This window comes from Haloarcula sp. H-hyl2 (assembly GCF_056934385.1).
Map to the genome: position 1 here is coordinate 1,444,745 of NZ_JBRIIJ010000002.1, position 16,947 is coordinate 1,461,691.

13 protein-coding genes are annotated in these 16,947 nt (G+C 60.3%); 9 read left to right on the forward strand and 4 right to left on the reverse strand.

Annotation, left to right across the window (positions count from 1 at the left end; genetic code table 11):
• Window positions 1–22: 22 nt before the first annotated feature.
• From Hhyl2_RS17295 to Hhyl2_RS17305, 3 genes are read right to left on the reverse strand one after another with little or no spacing between them, the layout of a single operon-like run.
• Entirely contained in the window at window positions 23–613 is a 591-nt protein-coding gene (locus Hhyl2_RS17295) for a thioredoxin family protein (RefSeq protein WP_483552006.1), read from the reverse strand.
• Window positions 614–662: 49 nt separating this feature from the next.
• Window positions 663–1,907 carry an MFS transporter gene (locus tag Hhyl2_RS17300; RefSeq protein WP_483552007.1) on the reverse strand — a complete coding sequence of 415 codons (1,245 nt, stop codon included), beginning with the start codon at window positions 1,905–1,907 and terminating at the stop codon, window positions 663–665.
• A gap of 48 nt (window positions 1,908–1,955) precedes the next feature.
• Window positions 1,956–2,288, reverse strand: coding sequence for a hypothetical protein (locus tag Hhyl2_RS17305; protein ID WP_483552008.1), 333 nt, complete (start codon window positions 2,286–2,288; stop codon window positions 1,956–1,958).
• A 140-nt stretch (window positions 2,289–2,428) separates the two neighbouring features.
• Here Hhyl2_RS17305 and Hhyl2_RS17310 point away from each other — a divergent pair, with 140 nt between their 5' ends.
• The 9 genes from Hhyl2_RS17310 to Hhyl2_RS17350 all read left to right on the forward strand — a co-directional run bounded on the left by Hhyl2_RS17310 (window position 2,429) and on the right by Hhyl2_RS17350 (window position 12,059).
• Window positions 2,429–2,923: an Lrp/AsnC family transcriptional regulator gene (locus Hhyl2_RS17310; protein WP_483552009.1), complete on the forward strand. Its 495-nt coding sequence runs from the start codon at window positions 2,429–2,431 to the stop codon at window positions 2,921–2,923.
• Window positions 2,920–4,065, forward strand: a complete 1,146-nt coding sequence (locus Hhyl2_RS17315) for a pyridoxal phosphate-dependent aminotransferase (RefSeq protein WP_483552010.1) — start codon at window positions 2,920–2,922, stop codon at window positions 4,063–4,065. Before Hhyl2_RS17310 ends, Hhyl2_RS17315 begins: the two co-directional genes overlap by 4 nt.
• A 213-nt stretch (window positions 4,066–4,278) precedes the next feature.
• On the forward strand, window positions 4,279–6,774 hold the full coding sequence (locus tag Hhyl2_RS17320) for a type II/IV secretion system ATPase subunit (RefSeq protein ID WP_483552011.1): 2,496 nt from the start codon (window positions 4,279–4,281) through the stop codon (window positions 6,772–6,774).
• Window positions 6,771–8,816, forward strand: a complete 2,046-nt coding sequence (locus tag Hhyl2_RS17325) for a type II secretion system F family protein (RefSeq protein ID WP_483552012.1) — start codon at window positions 6,771–6,773, stop codon at window positions 8,814–8,816. The genes Hhyl2_RS17320 and Hhyl2_RS17325 overlap by 4 nt, the downstream gene beginning before the upstream one ends.
• Before the next feature lie 22 nt (window positions 8,817–8,838).
• A complete protein-coding gene (locus tag Hhyl2_RS17330) occupies window positions 8,839–9,354 on the forward strand; it encodes a DUF7287 family protein (protein ID WP_483552013.1) in 516 nt (171 codons plus the stop codon).
• A complete protein-coding gene (locus Hhyl2_RS17335) occupies window positions 9,348–9,959 on the forward strand; it encodes a DUF7288 family protein (protein WP_483552014.1) in 612 nt (203 codons plus the stop codon). The genes Hhyl2_RS17330 and Hhyl2_RS17335 overlap by 7 nt, the downstream gene beginning before the upstream one ends.
• A complete protein-coding gene (locus Hhyl2_RS17340) occupies window positions 9,953–10,858 on the forward strand; it encodes a DUF7261 family protein (RefSeq protein ID WP_483552015.1) in 906 nt (301 codons plus the stop codon). Before Hhyl2_RS17335 ends, Hhyl2_RS17340 begins: the two co-directional genes overlap by 7 nt.
• Window positions 10,855–11,313 carry a DUF7266 family protein gene (locus Hhyl2_RS17345; protein ID WP_483552016.1) on the forward strand — a complete coding sequence of 153 codons (459 nt, stop codon included), beginning with the start codon at window positions 10,855–10,857 and terminating at the stop codon, window positions 11,311–11,313. Before Hhyl2_RS17340 ends, Hhyl2_RS17345 begins: the two co-directional genes overlap by 4 nt.
• 2 nt (window positions 11,314–11,315) lie before the next feature.
• Window positions 11,316–12,059: a DUF7289 family protein gene (locus Hhyl2_RS17350; protein WP_483552017.1), complete on the forward strand. Its 744-nt coding sequence runs from the start codon at window positions 11,316–11,318 to the stop codon at window positions 12,057–12,059.
• 522 nt (window positions 12,060–12,581) lie between these two features.
• Here Hhyl2_RS17350 and Hhyl2_RS17355 read toward each other — a convergent pair.
• On the reverse strand, window positions 12,582–16,430 hold the full coding sequence (locus Hhyl2_RS17355) for a DUF7289 family protein (protein WP_483552018.1): 3,849 nt from the start codon (window positions 16,428–16,430) through the stop codon (window positions 12,582–12,584).
• Window positions 16,431–16,947 lie beyond the last annotated feature (517 nt).

Below are 16,947 nucleotides of genomic sequence, written 5' to 3' on the forward strand. Positions count from 1 at the left end.
GCAGTCGACGTCTTTCGCCGGCCTACGCGTTCCAGTAGTCGGGCTCGTTGCCCTCGCGCCACTTGACCGAACAGCCACGGGAGGGTTGCTGGTCGGCGGTGATCTCCTCGCCGGAGAGCAGCGTCTCGACGTGGCCGGCCATCTCGCGCTCGGTCGGGTCGTCGTCGGGGTTGGTGGCGTCGTCCAGGCGACCGTGGTAGGCGAGTCGGAACGTCCCATCGTCGTTGTCGAACAGGAACGGGTCGGGCGTACAGCGGGCGCCGTAGGCCGCCGCGACCGACTGGGACTCGTCGAAGAGGTACGCGTCGTAGGCGATGGTGCCGTCGGCGACCAGTTCCTGCATCCGCTCGAAGGAGTCGTCGGGGTACTGCTCTGGGTCGTTGGGATTGATGCCCACGACGGCCAGTTCGTCGTAGTCGGCGGCGAGCCGGTTCAGTTCGCCGAACTTCGCCTTGGCGTAGGGGCAGTGGTTGCACGTGAACACGACCAACAGCGCCTCGTCGTCGGCGAAGTCGGCCAGCGAGTACGTCTCGCCGTCCGTCCCGGTGAGTTCGAAGTTCGGTGCGGCGTCGCCACGCTGGAGGACGTCGGATTCGGAGTCGAGAGCGACCATCGTACGCCGGTCTAGGCACGTCGGCGACAAAAGCACTGCGAGCGCCCGATCAGTCACTCGGCTTGGCTGCGGCGCTCGGGAGTCGCTGGCCGACGAGGAGGACACCGACGGTCAAGACGACGGCCACGGCGCCGATCGCCGTGATCGCCCAGAAGGCCGCATCGACGCCCACCCGCTCGACGACGGCACCCAGCACTGGTGGGGCGACCGCGCCACCGCCGGAGATGCCGATGGTGAGCAGGCCGAAGTTCTTCCCGGCAGCGCCCTCCGGCGAGAAGGCGTCCGCGAGCGCTGCACGGGCCGGACGGCTGGCGTCGACGGTGGCGCTCAACACCAGTACCAGGCCGAGCGCGCCCGCTACCGGCAGTGTCCCCAGCGCTAGGAGCCCGGCGACGACGACCAGCGCGACGTAGCCGCCGACGAGCACCGGGCCGGGGCTGTACCGGTCGGTGGCCCACCCGCCACCGAAGATGAGGACTGCGCCGACGACGAGCATCGCCGAGACGGCGGCGTTGGCCGTCGCCGGTGCGAGTGCGTAGCCGCCGGTCAGCAGCGTCGCAGTGTACTGTTTGATCCCCCAGCCGGCCATCGAGGAGACGAACCAGAGGACGGTGAGTGCGACGATAGGTGGCGCGGAGACCACCTCGCGGAGTTCCCGCCGTGCCCGCACGAGCAGGGGCTCGTCGTCGGGGCCGGCGGTCGCCGTCGGGCCGGTGATCTCGTCGTCGACGCGGCGGGATAGCAGGAAGATGGCGCCGACGGCGTAGACGGCACCGAGAGCCGCAACCGCGCCGATGGCCAGCCGCCAGCCGAGTCCGAGCGTGCTGGCGGCGGCGACCGCTGCCGGCGGGACCGCGAATCCGACCGCGCCCGTGAACCCGTGGACGCTGTAGGCCCGCCCGCGAGTCGCGGGCGTGGTCGCGGCGCCGATGAGCGGGTAGTGCGCCGGATGATGGCCAGCGATACCGACGCCCACGACGACACTGGCGAGCAGCAACTGCGGGTAACTGCCCGCGGTGGCGGTCAGTGCAGCCCCGAGCGCGCCGACGAACAGCGAGAGCGCGAGTACCGGTGTCCGGCCGCGGGAATCCGAGACCGACCCCAGTGGCAACTGGAGCGCCGTCACGACGACGCCGACCAGCCCGAGCGCGACGCCGAGCTGTGCGTCCGAGAGGCCCAGTTCGGTCTGTAACGGGCCGAATATCGGCGGCAACAGCATGAAGTAGGCGTGGTTGACGACGTGGGACCCGCCGACCAGGCCGACCACGAGCCGTGACTGGGTGGACGATACCACGATAGTCGTCACTGACGGGGCGACCGTGAAAACCGTCGCGGTTCGGCTTCAACCCCGGGTCTGGATGTGTTTGACGACGGCGTCGTCGAAGGCGCTGGCGGCCTCGTAGACGTCGCTGTCGGTGTCGACCGCGAAGGTCGCCTCCTCGCCGTCGGGGTCGTGTTTCTCCAGTAAGCCGATATCGACGACGTCGTCCAGTGTCCCGTCGAGATAGAGGGTCTTCAAGGGGACGCCAGCGGCGTCGCTCAGTTCGGTCTTCGTGTACTCTTCGTCGGGGTCAAGCCGGAGCGCAGCGTCGATGACGGCAGCTGACTCGTCGTGTCGCGCGACGTGGGCCCACCCAGAATCGGTGTCGGGACGCTCGCTGACCTCGTCGTACATCGTTCTGGTGCATGGCCCCCACCAAAGTAAAGCCACCGTCAGTCTCAGCTACTGTCTCGGCGGACGCTGCTCCGAGAATGGCTGTGAACCACTCACACGACGGAGCAAGGCTTTTGTCTACCGCCGCGCGCCGTCTGAGTATGAGCAGCCGCCGAGAGATTCTCGAACTCCTCCGGGAGAACGCCCGGTACACGACGGACGACATCGCGCACATGACCGGCCAGTCGGCCGAGGACGTCGAGTCGACTATCGCGGAACTCGAGGAGGCCGGCGTCATCCGGGGCTACCAGGCCGTCGTCGACTGGGAGGCCGTCGAGACCGACGAGGAGCGGGTCCGTGCGACGGTCGAACTCAACGTCACCCTCGACCGGGAGACCAGCTACGCCGACATCGCCGACCGGATCGCCAAGTTTCCCGAGGTGACCTCGCTGCGGCTGATCAGCGGCGACTACGACTTCGACCTGGAGGTCGAGGGCGACTCGATGCGTGAGGTCTCCCACTTCATCAGCAACAAGATCGCTCCCATCCCGGAGATAACCCAGACGGTGACCCACTACGTCATGGACTCCTACAAGGAACAGGGGATACGGTTCGACGACCACGACGACGACGACCGACTCTCGGTTTCACCATGACATTCGAACCGTCCGCCCGCGTCGAGTCGGTGCCACCGTCGGGGATTCGGCGGTTCTTCGAACTGGCCGAGGAGATGGACGACATCATCTCGCTGGGGGTCGGCGAGCCCGATTTCTCGGCGCCCTGGGCGGCTCGCGAAGCCGCTATCGCGTCGCTCGAACAGGGCAAGACCTCCTATACGGCCAACCGGGGCAAGCGTGAACTCCGCGAGCGGATCGCCCGTTACGAGGCCGCCGAGCACAACCTGACCTACGATCCCGACGAGGAGATCCTCGTGACTGCCGGGGCCAGCGAGGGGATCGACCTGGCGTTCCGTGCGCTGTTAGATCCCGGCGACGCCGTGGCGGTCGCACAGCCGTGTTACGTCTCCTACGTGCCCGGCGTGACCTTCGCCGGTGGCGAGGTCGTCGACGTGCCGACGCGTGCGGAAGACGAGTTCAAACTCACCCGTGAGGTGCTGGCGGAGTCGGGCGCAGCGGACGCAGAGGCGCTCATCTACTGCTACCCGAACAACCCGACGGGTGCGACGATGACCGGTGACGAACTCCGCGAGGTCGCAGCGTTCTGTCGGGAGCACGATCTGATGGTCTTCGCCGACGAGATCTACGCGGACCTCACCTACGAGCACGAGCACACCTCCATCGCGACGCTGCCGGGGATGCGCGAGCGCACGGTCGTGTTCAACGGCTTCTCGAAGGCGTTCGCGATGACCGGGTTCCGCCTCGGCTACGCGATGGCACCCCCAGAGGCCATCCAGGCGATGAACCGTATCCACCAGTACACCATGCTCTCGGCGCCGACGACCGCCCAGCACGCGGCTATCGAGGCCCTGGACAACTGTCGGGACGAGGTGGCCGAGATGACGACCCAGTACAACCGGCGCCGGAAGTTCATCCTCTCGCGGTTCAACGAGATGGGGCTGGACTGCTTTCCCGCAGCGGGCGCGTTCTACGCGTTCCCGGAGTGTCCCTGGGACGATGCGGAGGCGTTCGCAGAGTCACTCCTCGAATCCGAGGGCGTGGCTGTCGTCCCAGGCAACGCCTTCGGCGCTGGTGCCGAGGGGCATCTCCGAGTGTCCTACGCGACTGGCATGGCGGATCTGAAAGCGGCGATGGACCGGATCGAGTCGTTCCTCGGCTGATTCGCCGTTTCAGGCTTTGACGAACTCCCTGGCGAGGAACGGAAACTCCGACCCAATTATCAATAATAAAATACGACCCGAAAGCTTCAGTACAGATGGGGCTGTATCATGGCCACACCATGTCAGGGAGTGTCGTCCAACCGGATGACCAGTCGATCGTATCGGGATCTGCTGCCGTAAAGTTTTTTCACCTACACCAACGGATGAATTACAATGGCAATTGATGACACGGACGGGGCAGAGTCCGTCGGCAGTATGGGGCGTGTCGACGGCAGGGGGGCCGCCGTGGGCGAGTATACGTGGGACGACCTCCGACAGGAGTACCACGGTGGTGGGCGGTTCGACCGGAGCGAGTATCTCGGCTTCGAACCACGCTATCTCGAACAACTGATCGAAGACGGTGGTGCGGTCGCAAAGACGGTTCAGGAACCGCTCGACGCGTCACTCGACCCGGAGGTGACGCCGGTCTCGAAAGACCGTTACAGCTGGGAGCACTTCAAACGTGAGTACCATTACAAGGGCGGCGAGCCGCCGGCCAACAAGGCCAACGCGGAGCCGTTCGACGGCGAACAGTACCTCGGGTTCGACCCTGACGACACCGAGGACCGCGTCGGCGAGGCCGGCAGCATCGCTAACGCACTCTCCGACTACGTCGACGAACATACCGTCGACGTCAACGAGGAACTCGACGAGGACGCCTTCTTCTCTACGCGCGAGGGGTATACGACGGTCGTCAACCGGTACGATCTGGAGAAAGCCGTCCCGGAGAACAAGAAGTCACACTTCCGGGAGATAGAGCGCTACTGGGTCAACAAACCCTACGCCTGTGTCATCATCTTCCACTCGCGAAAGGAGAACGAGAAGAAGTACTACGTCGTCGAACCGTACCTCAACCCGATCGAGAACGACCTCAAGGAGTTCCTCTCTGGCAAGCTCAAGACCGCGATCAAGTACTCCGAGGACGACGTCATCGTCCAGGGATCGAACGAGGATCGGGCACAGGTCATCCAGCGTGAGGCCGAGGATCTCCTCTCACGCTACGATCTCTACGACGGTTCGGTCGCGAACTCGACCGGTGAAGGTGGCGGGATGTTCAGTTCGTTCAAGCAGATGCTCGGGATGGGCGTCGACAGCGAGCAGACCGGCGGCGAACTCACCGGGCTCTCGACGCGCCCGGAGCCGAAGATTCTCGAAGACGACCCGGCGACACTCAACGAGTACCAGGTCGAGAAACTGCTGTACGAACTCAAGCGGAACTTCGTCGGCTATGCCCGCATCGATCCGATCAAACACGACATCAACGTCGAGGACATCTCCTGTGACGGCTACAACTCCCGTGTCTTCGCCTACCACACCGACTACGAGCAGATCATCTCCAACGTCGAACACGGCGAGCAGGAACTCGACGACTTCGTCGTGAAACTCGCCCAGCGGTCGGGCAAGGGCATCTCCAAGCGCCAGCCCCAGGTCGACGCGACCCTGCCGGACGGCTCACGTGCCCAGTTGACGCTGGGGCGTGAGGTCTCCGACCACGGGACCAACTACACTATCCGTCAGTTCAAGGACGTCCCGTTCACGCCGATCGACCTCATCAACTGGAACACCTTCAGTCTGGACGAGATGGCGTTCCTCTGGCTCTGTATCGAGAACCACAAGTCGCTCATCTTCGCCGGCGGTACTGCCTCGGGGAAGACGACGAGCCTGAACGCGGTCTCGCTCTTTATTCCCTCGAACTCCAAGATCGTCTCCATCGAGGACACCCGCGAGGTCGAACTGCCACAGCGCAACTGGGTGGCAAGCGTCACCCGGCCGTCGTTCGGGGAGGACGACACGGGCGACGTCGACGAGTTCGACCTGCTGGAGGCCGCACTGCGTCAGCGGCCGGACTACATCGTCATGGGTGAGATCCGTGGTGAGGAGGGTCGGACCCTCTTCCAGGTCATGTCGACCGGGCACACCACCTACACGACGTTCCACGCCGACTCCGTCGGCGAGGTCATCAAGCGGTTCACGACCGAACCGATCAACGTCTCGAAGACGCTGTTCACGGCGCTGGATCTGGTCTCCATCCAGACTCAGACCCGTGTCGACGGCAACAAGGTCCGCCGGAACAAGTCCCTGACCGAGATCAACGAGTACTCCGCCGAGAACGACGAGATCAACGTCCGGGACGTCTACGAATGGCGCGCCGAGACCGACGAGTACATCCAGATGGGTAACTCCAACACCCTCGAAGAGGTCAAGTTCGACCGCGGGTGGACCCAGGACAAACTCGACGAAGAGCTGTTCAAACGGAAGGTCGTCCTGGCGTATCTCATCGAGCAGGGGCTCAACACCTACACGGAGGTCGCAGCGACCATCCAGGCGTTCATCAACGACCCGGACACCATCCTCACACTCATCGCGAACGGCCAGCTCGAAGTCTCGCTGGAGGACCTCCGGGAGATGGAATCCGTTCAGATCGATATCGATCCGGAGAAAGAGGAGATGGTCCCGCGGCCGGAGGCACCCGAGGAGATGCTCGAAGAGAGCAAGAACATCCTCGACAACGCACAGCCGCTGTTCGATCAGTTCATGAGCCGCGAGACGCCCGACATCGTCTCGGCACTGATGGACGGCGACGCCGTCCAGGAAGAGGAAGAGGAGGAAGACGAGGTCGACTTCGGACAGTTCGTTCCCAAGGCAGGAACGGAGGCAGACGACGGATGAGCCTCGACACACGAGGGCAACAACAGCTAAGTGACAGTGGGACGCTGGGCGACACGTTCTATCCGGCGTACCAGATGCTGTTCAACGAGGACAGCGACTTCGTGCGCAGCGTCGAGAAGAAGCTCTCCCAGGCCCGGATGGCCGACAACGTCGAGATGTTCCTCGCACGCGCGCTTGCGGTGGGGGTCATCTCTGGCATCGCCCTGTGGCTGCTCGGGACGTTCCTGGGCGTGGTGATGGTCGAACTGCTCAACCTCAGCGGGGAGAGTCTGGAACTGCTCGGGCTCGCGGTCTCGGACTCGCTCGCGAACATCATCAACATGCTGAAGATCCCGTTGCTGATACTGATCACCGGCCTGTTGTTCGGTGCGATCGGCTTCGGGATCGGCTTCGGATCCCTGGTCTCGATCCCGTATTTCCGGGCGAACGCCCGTGAACGTGAGATCAACGTTCTGCTGTCCGACGCGGTTTCGTTCATGTATGCGCTCTCGGTGGGTGGGCTGAACCAACTGGAGATCCTCCAGGCGATGGCACAGGCCGACGACACCTATGGGGAGGTCGCCCGCGAGTTCCAGTCGATCGTTCTCGAGACGGAGTATTTCGATACCGATTACCGGACGGCAGTTCGCAATCAGGCACTAGAGACGCCCTCGGACGAACTCTCGCAGTTCCTCACCGACATGCTCTCGATCATCAACTCCGGTGGGGACATGACCTCCTTCCTCGAGGACCAGAAGGAGAAACACATGCGGACCGCCCGGCAGGAACAGGAGAAGATGCTGGAGACCCTGGAGCTGTTCGGCGAGATGTACATGACGCTCTCGCTGTTCCCGCTCTTGCTCATCATCATCCTCGTCATCATGTCGATGATGGGCAACGCCCAGCAGATGCTCATCTACGGCACGGTCTACGTCCTCATCCCGCTGGTCGGGGTCGGGTTCCTCGTGTTGACCTCGACGGTCACACAGGACTCCATCGGCGACGGCTATCTCCGTCCGAACGCGGGCGAGGAGGACATCGTCGTCGACGAGGGTGTCGGCGTGTTCAACCTCGGCCTGGTCGAACGGTACACCGGCGAGTTCAGCGTCTTCGATCGCATCAAGAGCCGGGAGGGGACCTACGAACTGGTCAACATCCTCACGGAACCGCACTACTTCTTCCGTGACCATCCGCTGCTGGTACTGGGGCTGACGATTCCCATCTCGATCGTCGCGTTGGTCGCTGCTGTGTTGCTTGGCTTCGCACCCCTCCAGTTGAACGGCCCCGGTGGATTCATCCAGAACCCCGTCCGGGCGACGTTCTTCTGGGTGTACATGCCGATGTACATCAACTTCATCCCGCTGACGATCTTCTACGAGTGGAACCAGCGCTCGCGGAACGCGATCGTCAAGAACCTCTCGGAGAACCTGCGCAAACTGGCGTCGGCGAACGACACCGGGATGACGCTGCTGGAATCGATCAAGGTCGTCTCGGAGACTTCCTCGGGAAAACTCTCAGAGGAGTTCGAGACCATCCACGCGAAGGTCAACTACGGGACCAGCCTGAAACAGTCCCTGCGTGAGTTCAACAACAAGTACCACGTGCCACGGCTCGCCCGGACGGTGAAACTCATCGCCGAGGCACAGGAGGCGTCGAGCCAGATCCAGGACGTCCTCTCGACGGCCGCACAGGCCTCGGAGAACCAGGACGACATCGACCGGGACCGCAAGTCCCGCACCCGGATGCAGGTCGTCATCATCCTGATGACGTATCTCACGCTGCTGGGTGTGATGGCGCTGCTGAAGACCCAGTTCCTGGACGTGATGTCGGGACTGGCGTCCCAGGCATCCGGATCGAGCGGTTCGAGCGCTGGTGGCGGGCAGTTCGGTGGCAACGTCGACACGGCTGCCCTGTCGATGCTGTTCTTCCACGCGGTGACGCTGCAGGCACTCCTGTCGTCGTTCATCGCTGGATATATACGTGAGGTGAAAATAGCAGCGGGTGTCAAGTTCGCGGTCGTCTTGCAGACGATCGCACTTGCGGTGTGGATCGCTGTGGGATAGCGGTCTGTTTGGGGGTGGTCATATGAACGATAGGGGACAAACACCACAGGACTTTGCAGTCGGAACGAGCGTCCTGCTCGTGACGATCATCGGGACGTTCGCCTTCATCCAGGGCGGTGCGCTCTCGGTCTATGAGGACCCAGTGACGGAGATCGAACAACCACAGGCGGATCGCGTCGCGTCGTATCTCGTCGAGAACTACAGTGTCAGCAACAAGCGGAACACGATTCGCTACAAGCAGGCAGGTGGGATAAACAGAACACTGAACGACACTGCACCGCTGACAAACCTTACCGAACAGGCGGCGGTTAACGTCTCGTCAGCCCGGCGGACAGATCCGACGCTCAACGTGAGTATCGTCAACAGTTCCACGTTACAGTCCGGGACACTCCGTCCACACAGGGGGGTACACAACCTCTCGTGGGGAACGCCGTATGAGAACCAGAGTGCCTCGGTCTCGAACCGGGTGATCAGGCTCAACAACGACAACAACAACGTCTGTGAGCCAGTCTGTTGGCTGGTGGTTCGTGCATGGTGAGGGGCAGGCGTGGCCAGGCATACACGCTAGAGGGCGTGTTGGCCGCCATCCTTGTCATCTCGGCGACGGTCTTCGGGTTGACGTCCATCGACACGCGGGCGTGGGAGGACGGCACCAAGGAAGAGACGAGACGATTGGAGAGCCGTGCCGACGACCTCTTGACCGTCGGCAAGAACACGGATGCACTGAAGAAGGCCATCCTCTGTTACTCCTCCGGACGAGCACGTATCAACGGGAACCACTCGAGTCGTCCAGCGGAGTTCGAGCGGATGCTCAATCTGACTTTCGACTCACGGGGGAACCAGTACAACCTCTACTTCAACTATCTCAACGACACGGGCGAGAGACGAGTGACCGAACTGGTCTCCGAGAACTCGGTCAGCTCTGCCAACCGGCCGTCGACTGGTGCTGCCGTGGCGACCCGGACGGTCGCACTGACCGACGAGATGCACACTCGTTACCAAAACTCGTCGAACGCGTGTGGGAACGAGGGACCTGAACTCGAGGACATACCCAGATCCAGCAGTACGGGCTTCTATATCCCCGATGCGCATAGAGAGACACGTCTGTACAATCTGGTGGAGGTGCGATTGATCGTATGGTGACCGACACGGATACACGGGGACAGTTGCTGCTCGTGGGCGGAATCGCTATCGCAATCGTGTTCCTGCTCTCGATCGTCCTGACCAACAGTCTCGTCGTGACCACGTACACCGCGACTCCCGAGAGCGCAGACCGCATCGAGACGGTCGAAGACCGCGAGACGGCGATCGAACGGGATCTCACGACCATCTCTGCGGCCGTCAAGGACAACACGACGTTTACGAACTTCAACTCGACGTTCAATTCGACGCTCCGGAACTACACGCGGTACCGCACGCGGGTGAGCGGTACACAGTCGGGGACCTACACGAACGTGACGATGAACACGTCCGCTTCGGAGGGGAATTATTTCATCTCCACACCAGCGAGTCCTGGAGCCGGATTCCGGCCTCTTGATCCTCCCCGTCCAAAGACCTGGACCATGGCAACGAACGTCGACCAGGTCTCGGTATTCAATTTCACTGCGACAGATGTCAAATCGGGAGGGCCGTTCAAAATCATCGCTGAAGGCGATAGCGGTAACACCTGGGAACTCGTGGTGGACAACACTGGACCCCCTACGAACCTCTGGAAGGTCGAGGTCGACCCTCATGGATCGAGTCCGCAAACCTGTACCGGTCCCGCTGGCTCGGATATCGAGGTCGATCTGTTGGCGGGGGAGTGTACCGCCGGTGGCACGACGACTTCCTTACCGCCGCTCGGAGATTCGCTGGACAAACCGTATAACAGTATTCGGATCGAATTCGGGAACAAAATTCGAGGTACTCTCTGGTACGCCTCGACGGGCACGTTCCAGAGTGGGACCTCCGGCGGTTACGCCGTCACTCCGGCCGTCGACATCGCGTACTCTGGCCCGGAGACCGGCTACGAACGGACGATAACATTGGAGAACTCGACATGATCCGCAACTTGCTCTCCGATACCCGCGGTGTCTCCCCAGCGGTTACACAGGCGCTGACCATCGGCATCTCGACGATACTGGTCACCGGAATCCTGCTCGGCGGTGGGACACTCATCGACAATCAAAAGGAATCCATCGCCCGCGAGGGGCTGATCGACATCGGCTCCGGTATCGCGACCGATCTGGTCAGACTCGACCAGTTCAACACGTCGTCGCTCAACTCGAACATCGAGTTCACGTCGCGGTACCCCGAACGGATCGCTGGGGATCAGTACCGGATCAAACTGGTGCTGACGAGCAGTCGGACGAAGATATACGTGAACTCGACGAGGAAGGACTATTCGACGGTCGTTCGCTTCCGGAACAAGAGCAAGGTGTGTCCAGGTATCGCCAACGGTGGGATGCTCACGCTCCGATACGATAGCGGGGACGACTGCATCGAGATCGAGGACTGACTATGAGTGCTATATTCGACGAACACGACCGGGGTGTCTCAGACCTCGTGGCGTTCACGCTGGTGTTCAGTATCATCATCAGCTCCATCGGGTTGGTCACACTCGGGGGATTCGAGGCGCTCGAGGGTGTCAGGGACGGTGCCGAGACCAACACGGCCGAATCGACGATGGTCGGCTATGCCGAGACTCTTTCGGATCACAAGGACGAGCGCGCGCCACGACGCGAGACGACAATCAAACTGCAGGGGCACTCGCTCTCACGGCAGCCCTCGTCGTTCGAGGTGACTGTGACGAACGCCTCGGGGACCCGGACGACGACAGTCTCTACGGGAACGCTTATCCGGACCACGAGCACAGGGACGGAACTGGCCTACACCAGCGGGGCTGTGTTCCGTGTCCAGGAAGACGGTGGGCTGCGTGTCGTCCGTTCCCCGCCGCTCCGGTGCGGGGGTGCAGACGCCCATCTGTCGTTCCTCCGGGTAGCCGGTGATCTCAACGAGTCGTCAGCTGGTCGACTCACGCTTCGGAGTTCGCTTGAGAACCGGTCGCTGTTCTATGCCCAGAGTTCTAAGTCAACCAGCGTGATTATAAACGTCACCGGGACTCAGTATCAAGACGCGTGGGAACGGACGTTCGAACGCCATCTGGGGTGGTCGTCGGCCGGGCCGTCTGGACACTACGAGTGCACCGGCATCGGTCGGGCCGTCGTCGAGAATACCTCGATCAGTCTCGAGGCCATCTCCTGATCGAGAACCAACTTCTGTCAGGGGCCAACTGTTTGATCATAGCTTCCTCCTACACTATTGTACCTCAGCTTCACGACCGTTTCGAAGGAAGGCTGGCGCTTCCGAGTGTTTGGTTGCCTGATACATGACTCACGAGAGCGTGTCGCTATTGTCCGAATTAAACTGATTGAGACACTGATCGTCGCCCTTCCGTCCAATCGGGTGTGAGTGAGGATGACTCCAGTTCGACCCGGTCCTCACCAACCCATCGGTGGTCCCGCGCCGCGTTGAGACGCGGATGGACTGGTTTGCCTCCGCTGCAGCTGGACCAGGTTCGTTGCCTCTCGGACAGCGGTGATAGTGCTGCTCCCGGAAGAGCCGACTTTCAGTCACCATATCAGGGTCGAATCGATTGCGTATCACCCTTGATGGGTAGCAGATCAAGCTCTTTGAGGTGTCTACCACAAAAGGATTCCTGCTCAATCGGTAGCGACATCACGAACGGAAGCGGAAACCGTCAGAGTGGACTCGAAGGCGTCCCGCCTACGGAGCCGTCACGTTGACGACTTCCGACTCGACGTTAACCGGCGAGTCCTCCCGGGTGCTGACGCCATCGGGGACTTTCTGGAGGAACAACTCGCCGCCCCTCGTGACTGTCGGTCCACTCTGTGCACTCTGGGTGTCGTTGTAGACGAGAATCTCGTAGTTGTACGTACTCCCAGTGGAGAGCGAACTGACATCGAAGCCGTACTGCGTCGGCTTGGCCGCGTTGTCGTACACTACCTCTTTCTTTGTACTGTCAACGACCGTCGTCCCGTCTTTCGATTTGATCCGGAGACGCACCTCCCGTTCGTCCTCGATTGTGCCGGTGTTCTCGACACCGACGTTCATTCGCGAGATACGTCCGCGGCGGACGATCTGCGTCCCGGGCGTGTAGTCTTTTGTCCCGATGTTGATGTTCGTCGGCTTCACGTACGAGTGGCCGATTTCGATCGACTGGTTCGCACTCGTCGTGTTGGGTGTGGTCACGTAGTAGTTGTACCTCCCTTTGTCGTCCGGATTTGCAGGGATTTCGAAAGTCAGCTCTTTATTAACGCCATCAGCGATGGTCAGGGACTTGGTACCTGAGCCACTGCTCCCAGTGTCAATGCTCTCGTAGACCAGCGTCACGTCCATGTCAGTTCCCTGCTGCTTGCCGGTGTTATCGATGCGTACCTGAACCACAGGATTGCTGTCATCAGCGTCACTGGGGTTGGAATTGATCTCGCTAGCTGTCGGTCCGTCCAGTTTCGTCACCTGGTAGTACGGCCCACTGGTAGTTCCGATCCGGATCTGCTGGCTCTGTGAATCATCGGCTTCGCCGTCGCTCCCCGTAACCTCGACTTCCCAGTTGTACGTCCCTGGAGCGTACTTGCCTGTTGGAAGGGTGATAGTAATATCCGTCTCTTCGCCGGGCTCGAGCACAGCCGTGTTTTTACCGCCCTGCGGAGACCCCGCAAATGCCGGATAAACGCTCGCCTGTCCGGCTTTCTCCCCGGTGTTGTTGATTGTCACGTCGACATCGGTGCCCGCGGCACCGCTGCCGATCCGTGCTTGAGCGTCCACGTCGGTGATATTGAACGTCGCGGGCTGGACGTTTTCACGCTCCGTACTGACGACTTTCAACGACACAACGGCGTCGTTGTAGTCCGGATCATCAGGACCACTGGCGTTTTCCTCGCTGGCTCCCGGTTTCGAGAGCTCGTACATAAAGATGAACTGGTCTTCCGCGAGCTGGAGTTTTTCGTCTTCACCGATGCTCGCGTTGACGGTGTCAAGCATTCCATTCAGTCCGAGCTGGTACCAGCCTGCCTGTCCTAATGCCGGCGGCTCCTCGTCGTTTTGCAGGATTATGACGTTGTCCTCGCTTTTTTTACCGGTGATTTGAATCCGCTCGTAGCGATGGTCGTGTTTCCAATCGTCCGAACAAGTTCTTGTATTTATCTCTAACGTCTCGTTGAACGTCTGATTGTATCTGTAATGCACGTAATTGGCATCGTCCCGCGGGAGTCCACAGATGTAGGACGTTCCATAGATAGATAGCCGCGACCCGGCACTGAGGTTCATCTGTTTCGTGTACGGGTTGGGAATGTTCTCCCGGTACATCCGCTGTTCGGCGTGCGGGTGATTGATGTTCCCATCATACTCGTCGGTCCAGAGCGGTTGTTTGTACGATCCGCTATCGTTTTCGACGAACGTCTGGACGGTCGTTGGTCCCGCAATCTCTGTATAGGTCGTCTCATCTGTCCACCAAGAATAGTCCACATCTATACCTTCAAGTTCCGAACCACCCGCGACGATCTTGATACGGGCGTCCTCGGCAAATTCGAGGAAATCACTGCCGTCGCTGTCTTCGCCCTCCTCGACACCGGAGCCTTCCTCGCTGACCTCCAGAATCTGGCTCAGCGAACCGTTTTTGGTCTGAGCCATGATCGTGTTCTGGCCCAGTTTGAAGTCATCCGAGCCGTTCTCGACGGTCGTCGTGAACCGTTCGGTGGTTGATTTTTCGGGGTCTATACTTATATTCCACTCCGCGAGATCGGTGTCTGTCCTCTCGTTGTCGAGGTCGAGTGTCTGCTCGTCGGCTGTTCCGCCGCTGTTGGTCACTGTCACGTTGATCGTAACGTCGTTGGTCTCCCTGACACTGCTTGGATCGATCTCCAGACGCTTGATGACGAAGTTCGGTGCCGTGTTCCCGGCTGTGACGTAGAACGTACTCTGCCGGGTCTGGTTTGGCGTCTCCACGGTCAGACTGTACGACCCAGTATTGGAGAATGTGTGCGTGACTGCTCGTGATACGCTTTCGTCACCGCGCAGCTTTTTTGTCGCGTTAGTACTGGCGACGATTGTGTCAGTGTCTTCGTTCCGGATCGTCGCGTTGATGTAGCCGGTCAGTGTCTGGTCACCGGTGTTATTGATTTTTGCCGACAACGTCTCGCTGTCGCCTCGCGTGGGCGTGGTGTAGCTGAGGTTAGTGATACTGAAGCGACCTGGCGGGCCGACGACGAACGGGACCTGCTTCGAATCACTGCCGACACTGAAGTTCAACTGATGCCTGCCTTCACGATTGATCGGGAGTGCGTTGCTTACGTCGACGCTGACGTTCTCGCCCGGGTGAACCGTCGCACTCCAGGTCGTGTTCAGTTGGCCAGTGACGTTGAGTTTGAGGGTTGCCGTCTTCGTCATGTCACCGTTGTTTTTCACCCAGACATGCCCATCGGTCGAACTACTGACGGTCGTCCCACCAGGAATATCATCCGCTGCGAACTTGACGTTCGGCGATACGTTGTCGCCGTTGAACTGGATCTTTTCGGTCGCGCTTCTATCGGTGACGATCGTAACGTTGCGTGGCCGCGGAGGGCTCCCGCTGTGAACGACATCGGTTCCATCCAACGTATACGTGACCGTCTTCGTCTGTTTCCCGTTGAGCGTCACGTCCTTTGGGGTCGTGACTGTCCCATTGTTGTATACGAACCTGACCTCCTTAGTCGCGCTCAGTCCTCCCGTGTTTGTGACTTCGGCGGTGATATCGTAGGTTCCTCCCCCAGTGGGAGTCACTGTCAGGTTCTTCGCTCTGAACTCGGGGTCGGAGACATCGCCGAGTTTGAAATGTACCGTGATGTTGTCTCCGGGTTCGGCGGGTTTCCCGCCTTCGACAGCGACATTCACTCGCTTGTCGTCGTAGTTGCTCTCGGCCCAGTCAGTCCATGCACGTGCGAACGTACTATTGCTGATTTTCAAGGAGGCGTTTTCGACCGCTGCGGGCGAACAGCCACCGCTACCGTATAGGGCATGACTCATTTCGCGCTGCTCGTTAACCTCTTGCGTGACGTTGGAAGTCGCCTTCAGCGTCCCACTCGAAGTGAGGTTACCGGTGACGTTGGTGAACGACACAGAGAGAGAACCGTTGTCGTAGTTCAGGTCAGGTGGTGTACTCATCACCGCCCCTGCGTCGGTCATCTTCCAGACGCCACCTGCCTCGTAGGCGATAACCGCATCTTTCCCATCGTGTCTGATCGTCCCCATCTGTCGTGGTCCTGTTGAACACGCCGGTTTCTCGTTGAGTGTCACGTTATAGGTCGCGTTCCGATTGATAGAGACATCCTTGTCGATTTCGTCGCTGATCTCAAACGTTTTTCCCTCATCGTCGGCCTGTTGGAAAACACTATCCACTTTCAGCATCGTCTCCTCGGAAATCTCCTCCTTCGAGTCTGTGTTCAGGTCTTCCACGACAGTTGACCCTGCTAAGAGAACAATAGCGATCCCGACCATTGTGATCCCGATAAGCAACACCGCTGCTACGACGTTGGATACCCCACGATTATCGGTTCCTGCACTCCCCTCGAAATACATATTTTTATCCTACTATTCCAGTGACTAAAATCCTTCTATGAACTTACCAAACATAGCGAACACGTTCAGGATAGAAATTGCCTGATATTTCGCATCGAATTGACACCGTCCCTTTCTTGCTACTTCTCGGTTTAGAGAGGCTATACTACCGATTTATCTGTTCTCGATCCGCCTGTCGTAGCCGACTCTGGACCGGTGCCGTTACTGCCGCTGTTCAGGATACATATAAGTAATATTATGGATATTTCCGGGGAGCTGATGTCGGAATGCGACCTGAACCGGCGTAGCCAGACTTCGCTCAGAGCACGACCATACGGTAATCTCGCCGGCCCGAGAGCACGTTGCACTTTGGGCCACGACTTCCGGGAGCCAGCGGCCCGCCTCGAGCACAATGGATATCGTCACTTGCCGACCCTTCGGGGCGATAGAAAATGCCGATAGACTCGCCGGGATTCCCGCGAACGGAGTGAGCGAGAAGTCGGCGAGGGAACGAACGGATGTGAGTGGACTCGCCGGG

Bases quoted from the DNA above. Each gene is read 5' to 3' on its own strand.
- Hhyl2_RS17295 (WP_483552006.1), bottom strand. From the start codon at position 613: ATGGTCGCTCTCGACTCCGAATCCGACGTCCTCCAGCGTGGCGACGCC.
- Hhyl2_RS17305 (WP_483552008.1), bottom strand. From the start codon at position 2,288: ATGTACGACGAGGTCAGCGAGCGTCCCGACACCGATTCTGGGTGGGCC.
- Hhyl2_RS17310 (WP_483552009.1), top strand. From the start codon at position 2,429: ATGAGCAGCCGCCGAGAGATTCTCGAACTCCTCCGGGAGAACGCCCGG.
- Hhyl2_RS17315 (WP_483552010.1), top strand. From the start codon at position 2,920: ATGACATTCGAACCGTCCGCCCGCGTCGAGTCGGTGCCACCGTCGGGG.
- Hhyl2_RS17320 (WP_483552011.1), top strand. From the start codon at position 4,279: ATGGCAATTGATGACACGGACGGGGCAGAGTCCGTCGGCAGTATGGGG.
- Hhyl2_RS17325 (WP_483552012.1), top strand. From the start codon at position 6,771: ATGAGCCTCGACACACGAGGGCAACAACAGCTAAGTGACAGTGGGACG.
- Hhyl2_RS17330 (WP_483552013.1), top strand. From the start codon at position 8,839: ATGAACGATAGGGGACAAACACCACAGGACTTTGCAGTCGGAACGAGC.
- Hhyl2_RS17335 (WP_483552014.1), top strand. From the start codon at position 9,348: ATGGTGAGGGGCAGGCGTGGCCAGGCATACACGCTAGAGGGCGTGTTG.
- Hhyl2_RS17340 (WP_483552015.1), top strand. From the start codon at position 9,953: ATGGTGACCGACACGGATACACGGGGACAGTTGCTGCTCGTGGGCGGA.
- Hhyl2_RS17345 (WP_483552016.1), top strand. From the start codon at position 10,855: ATGATCCGCAACTTGCTCTCCGATACCCGCGGTGTCTCCCCAGCGGTT.
- Hhyl2_RS17350 (WP_483552017.1), top strand. From the start codon at position 11,316: ATGAGTGCTATATTCGACGAACACGACCGGGGTGTCTCAGACCTCGTG.
- Hhyl2_RS17355 (WP_483552018.1), bottom strand. From the start codon at position 16,430: ATGTATTTCGAGGGGAGTGCAGGAACCGATAATCGTGGGGTATCCAAC.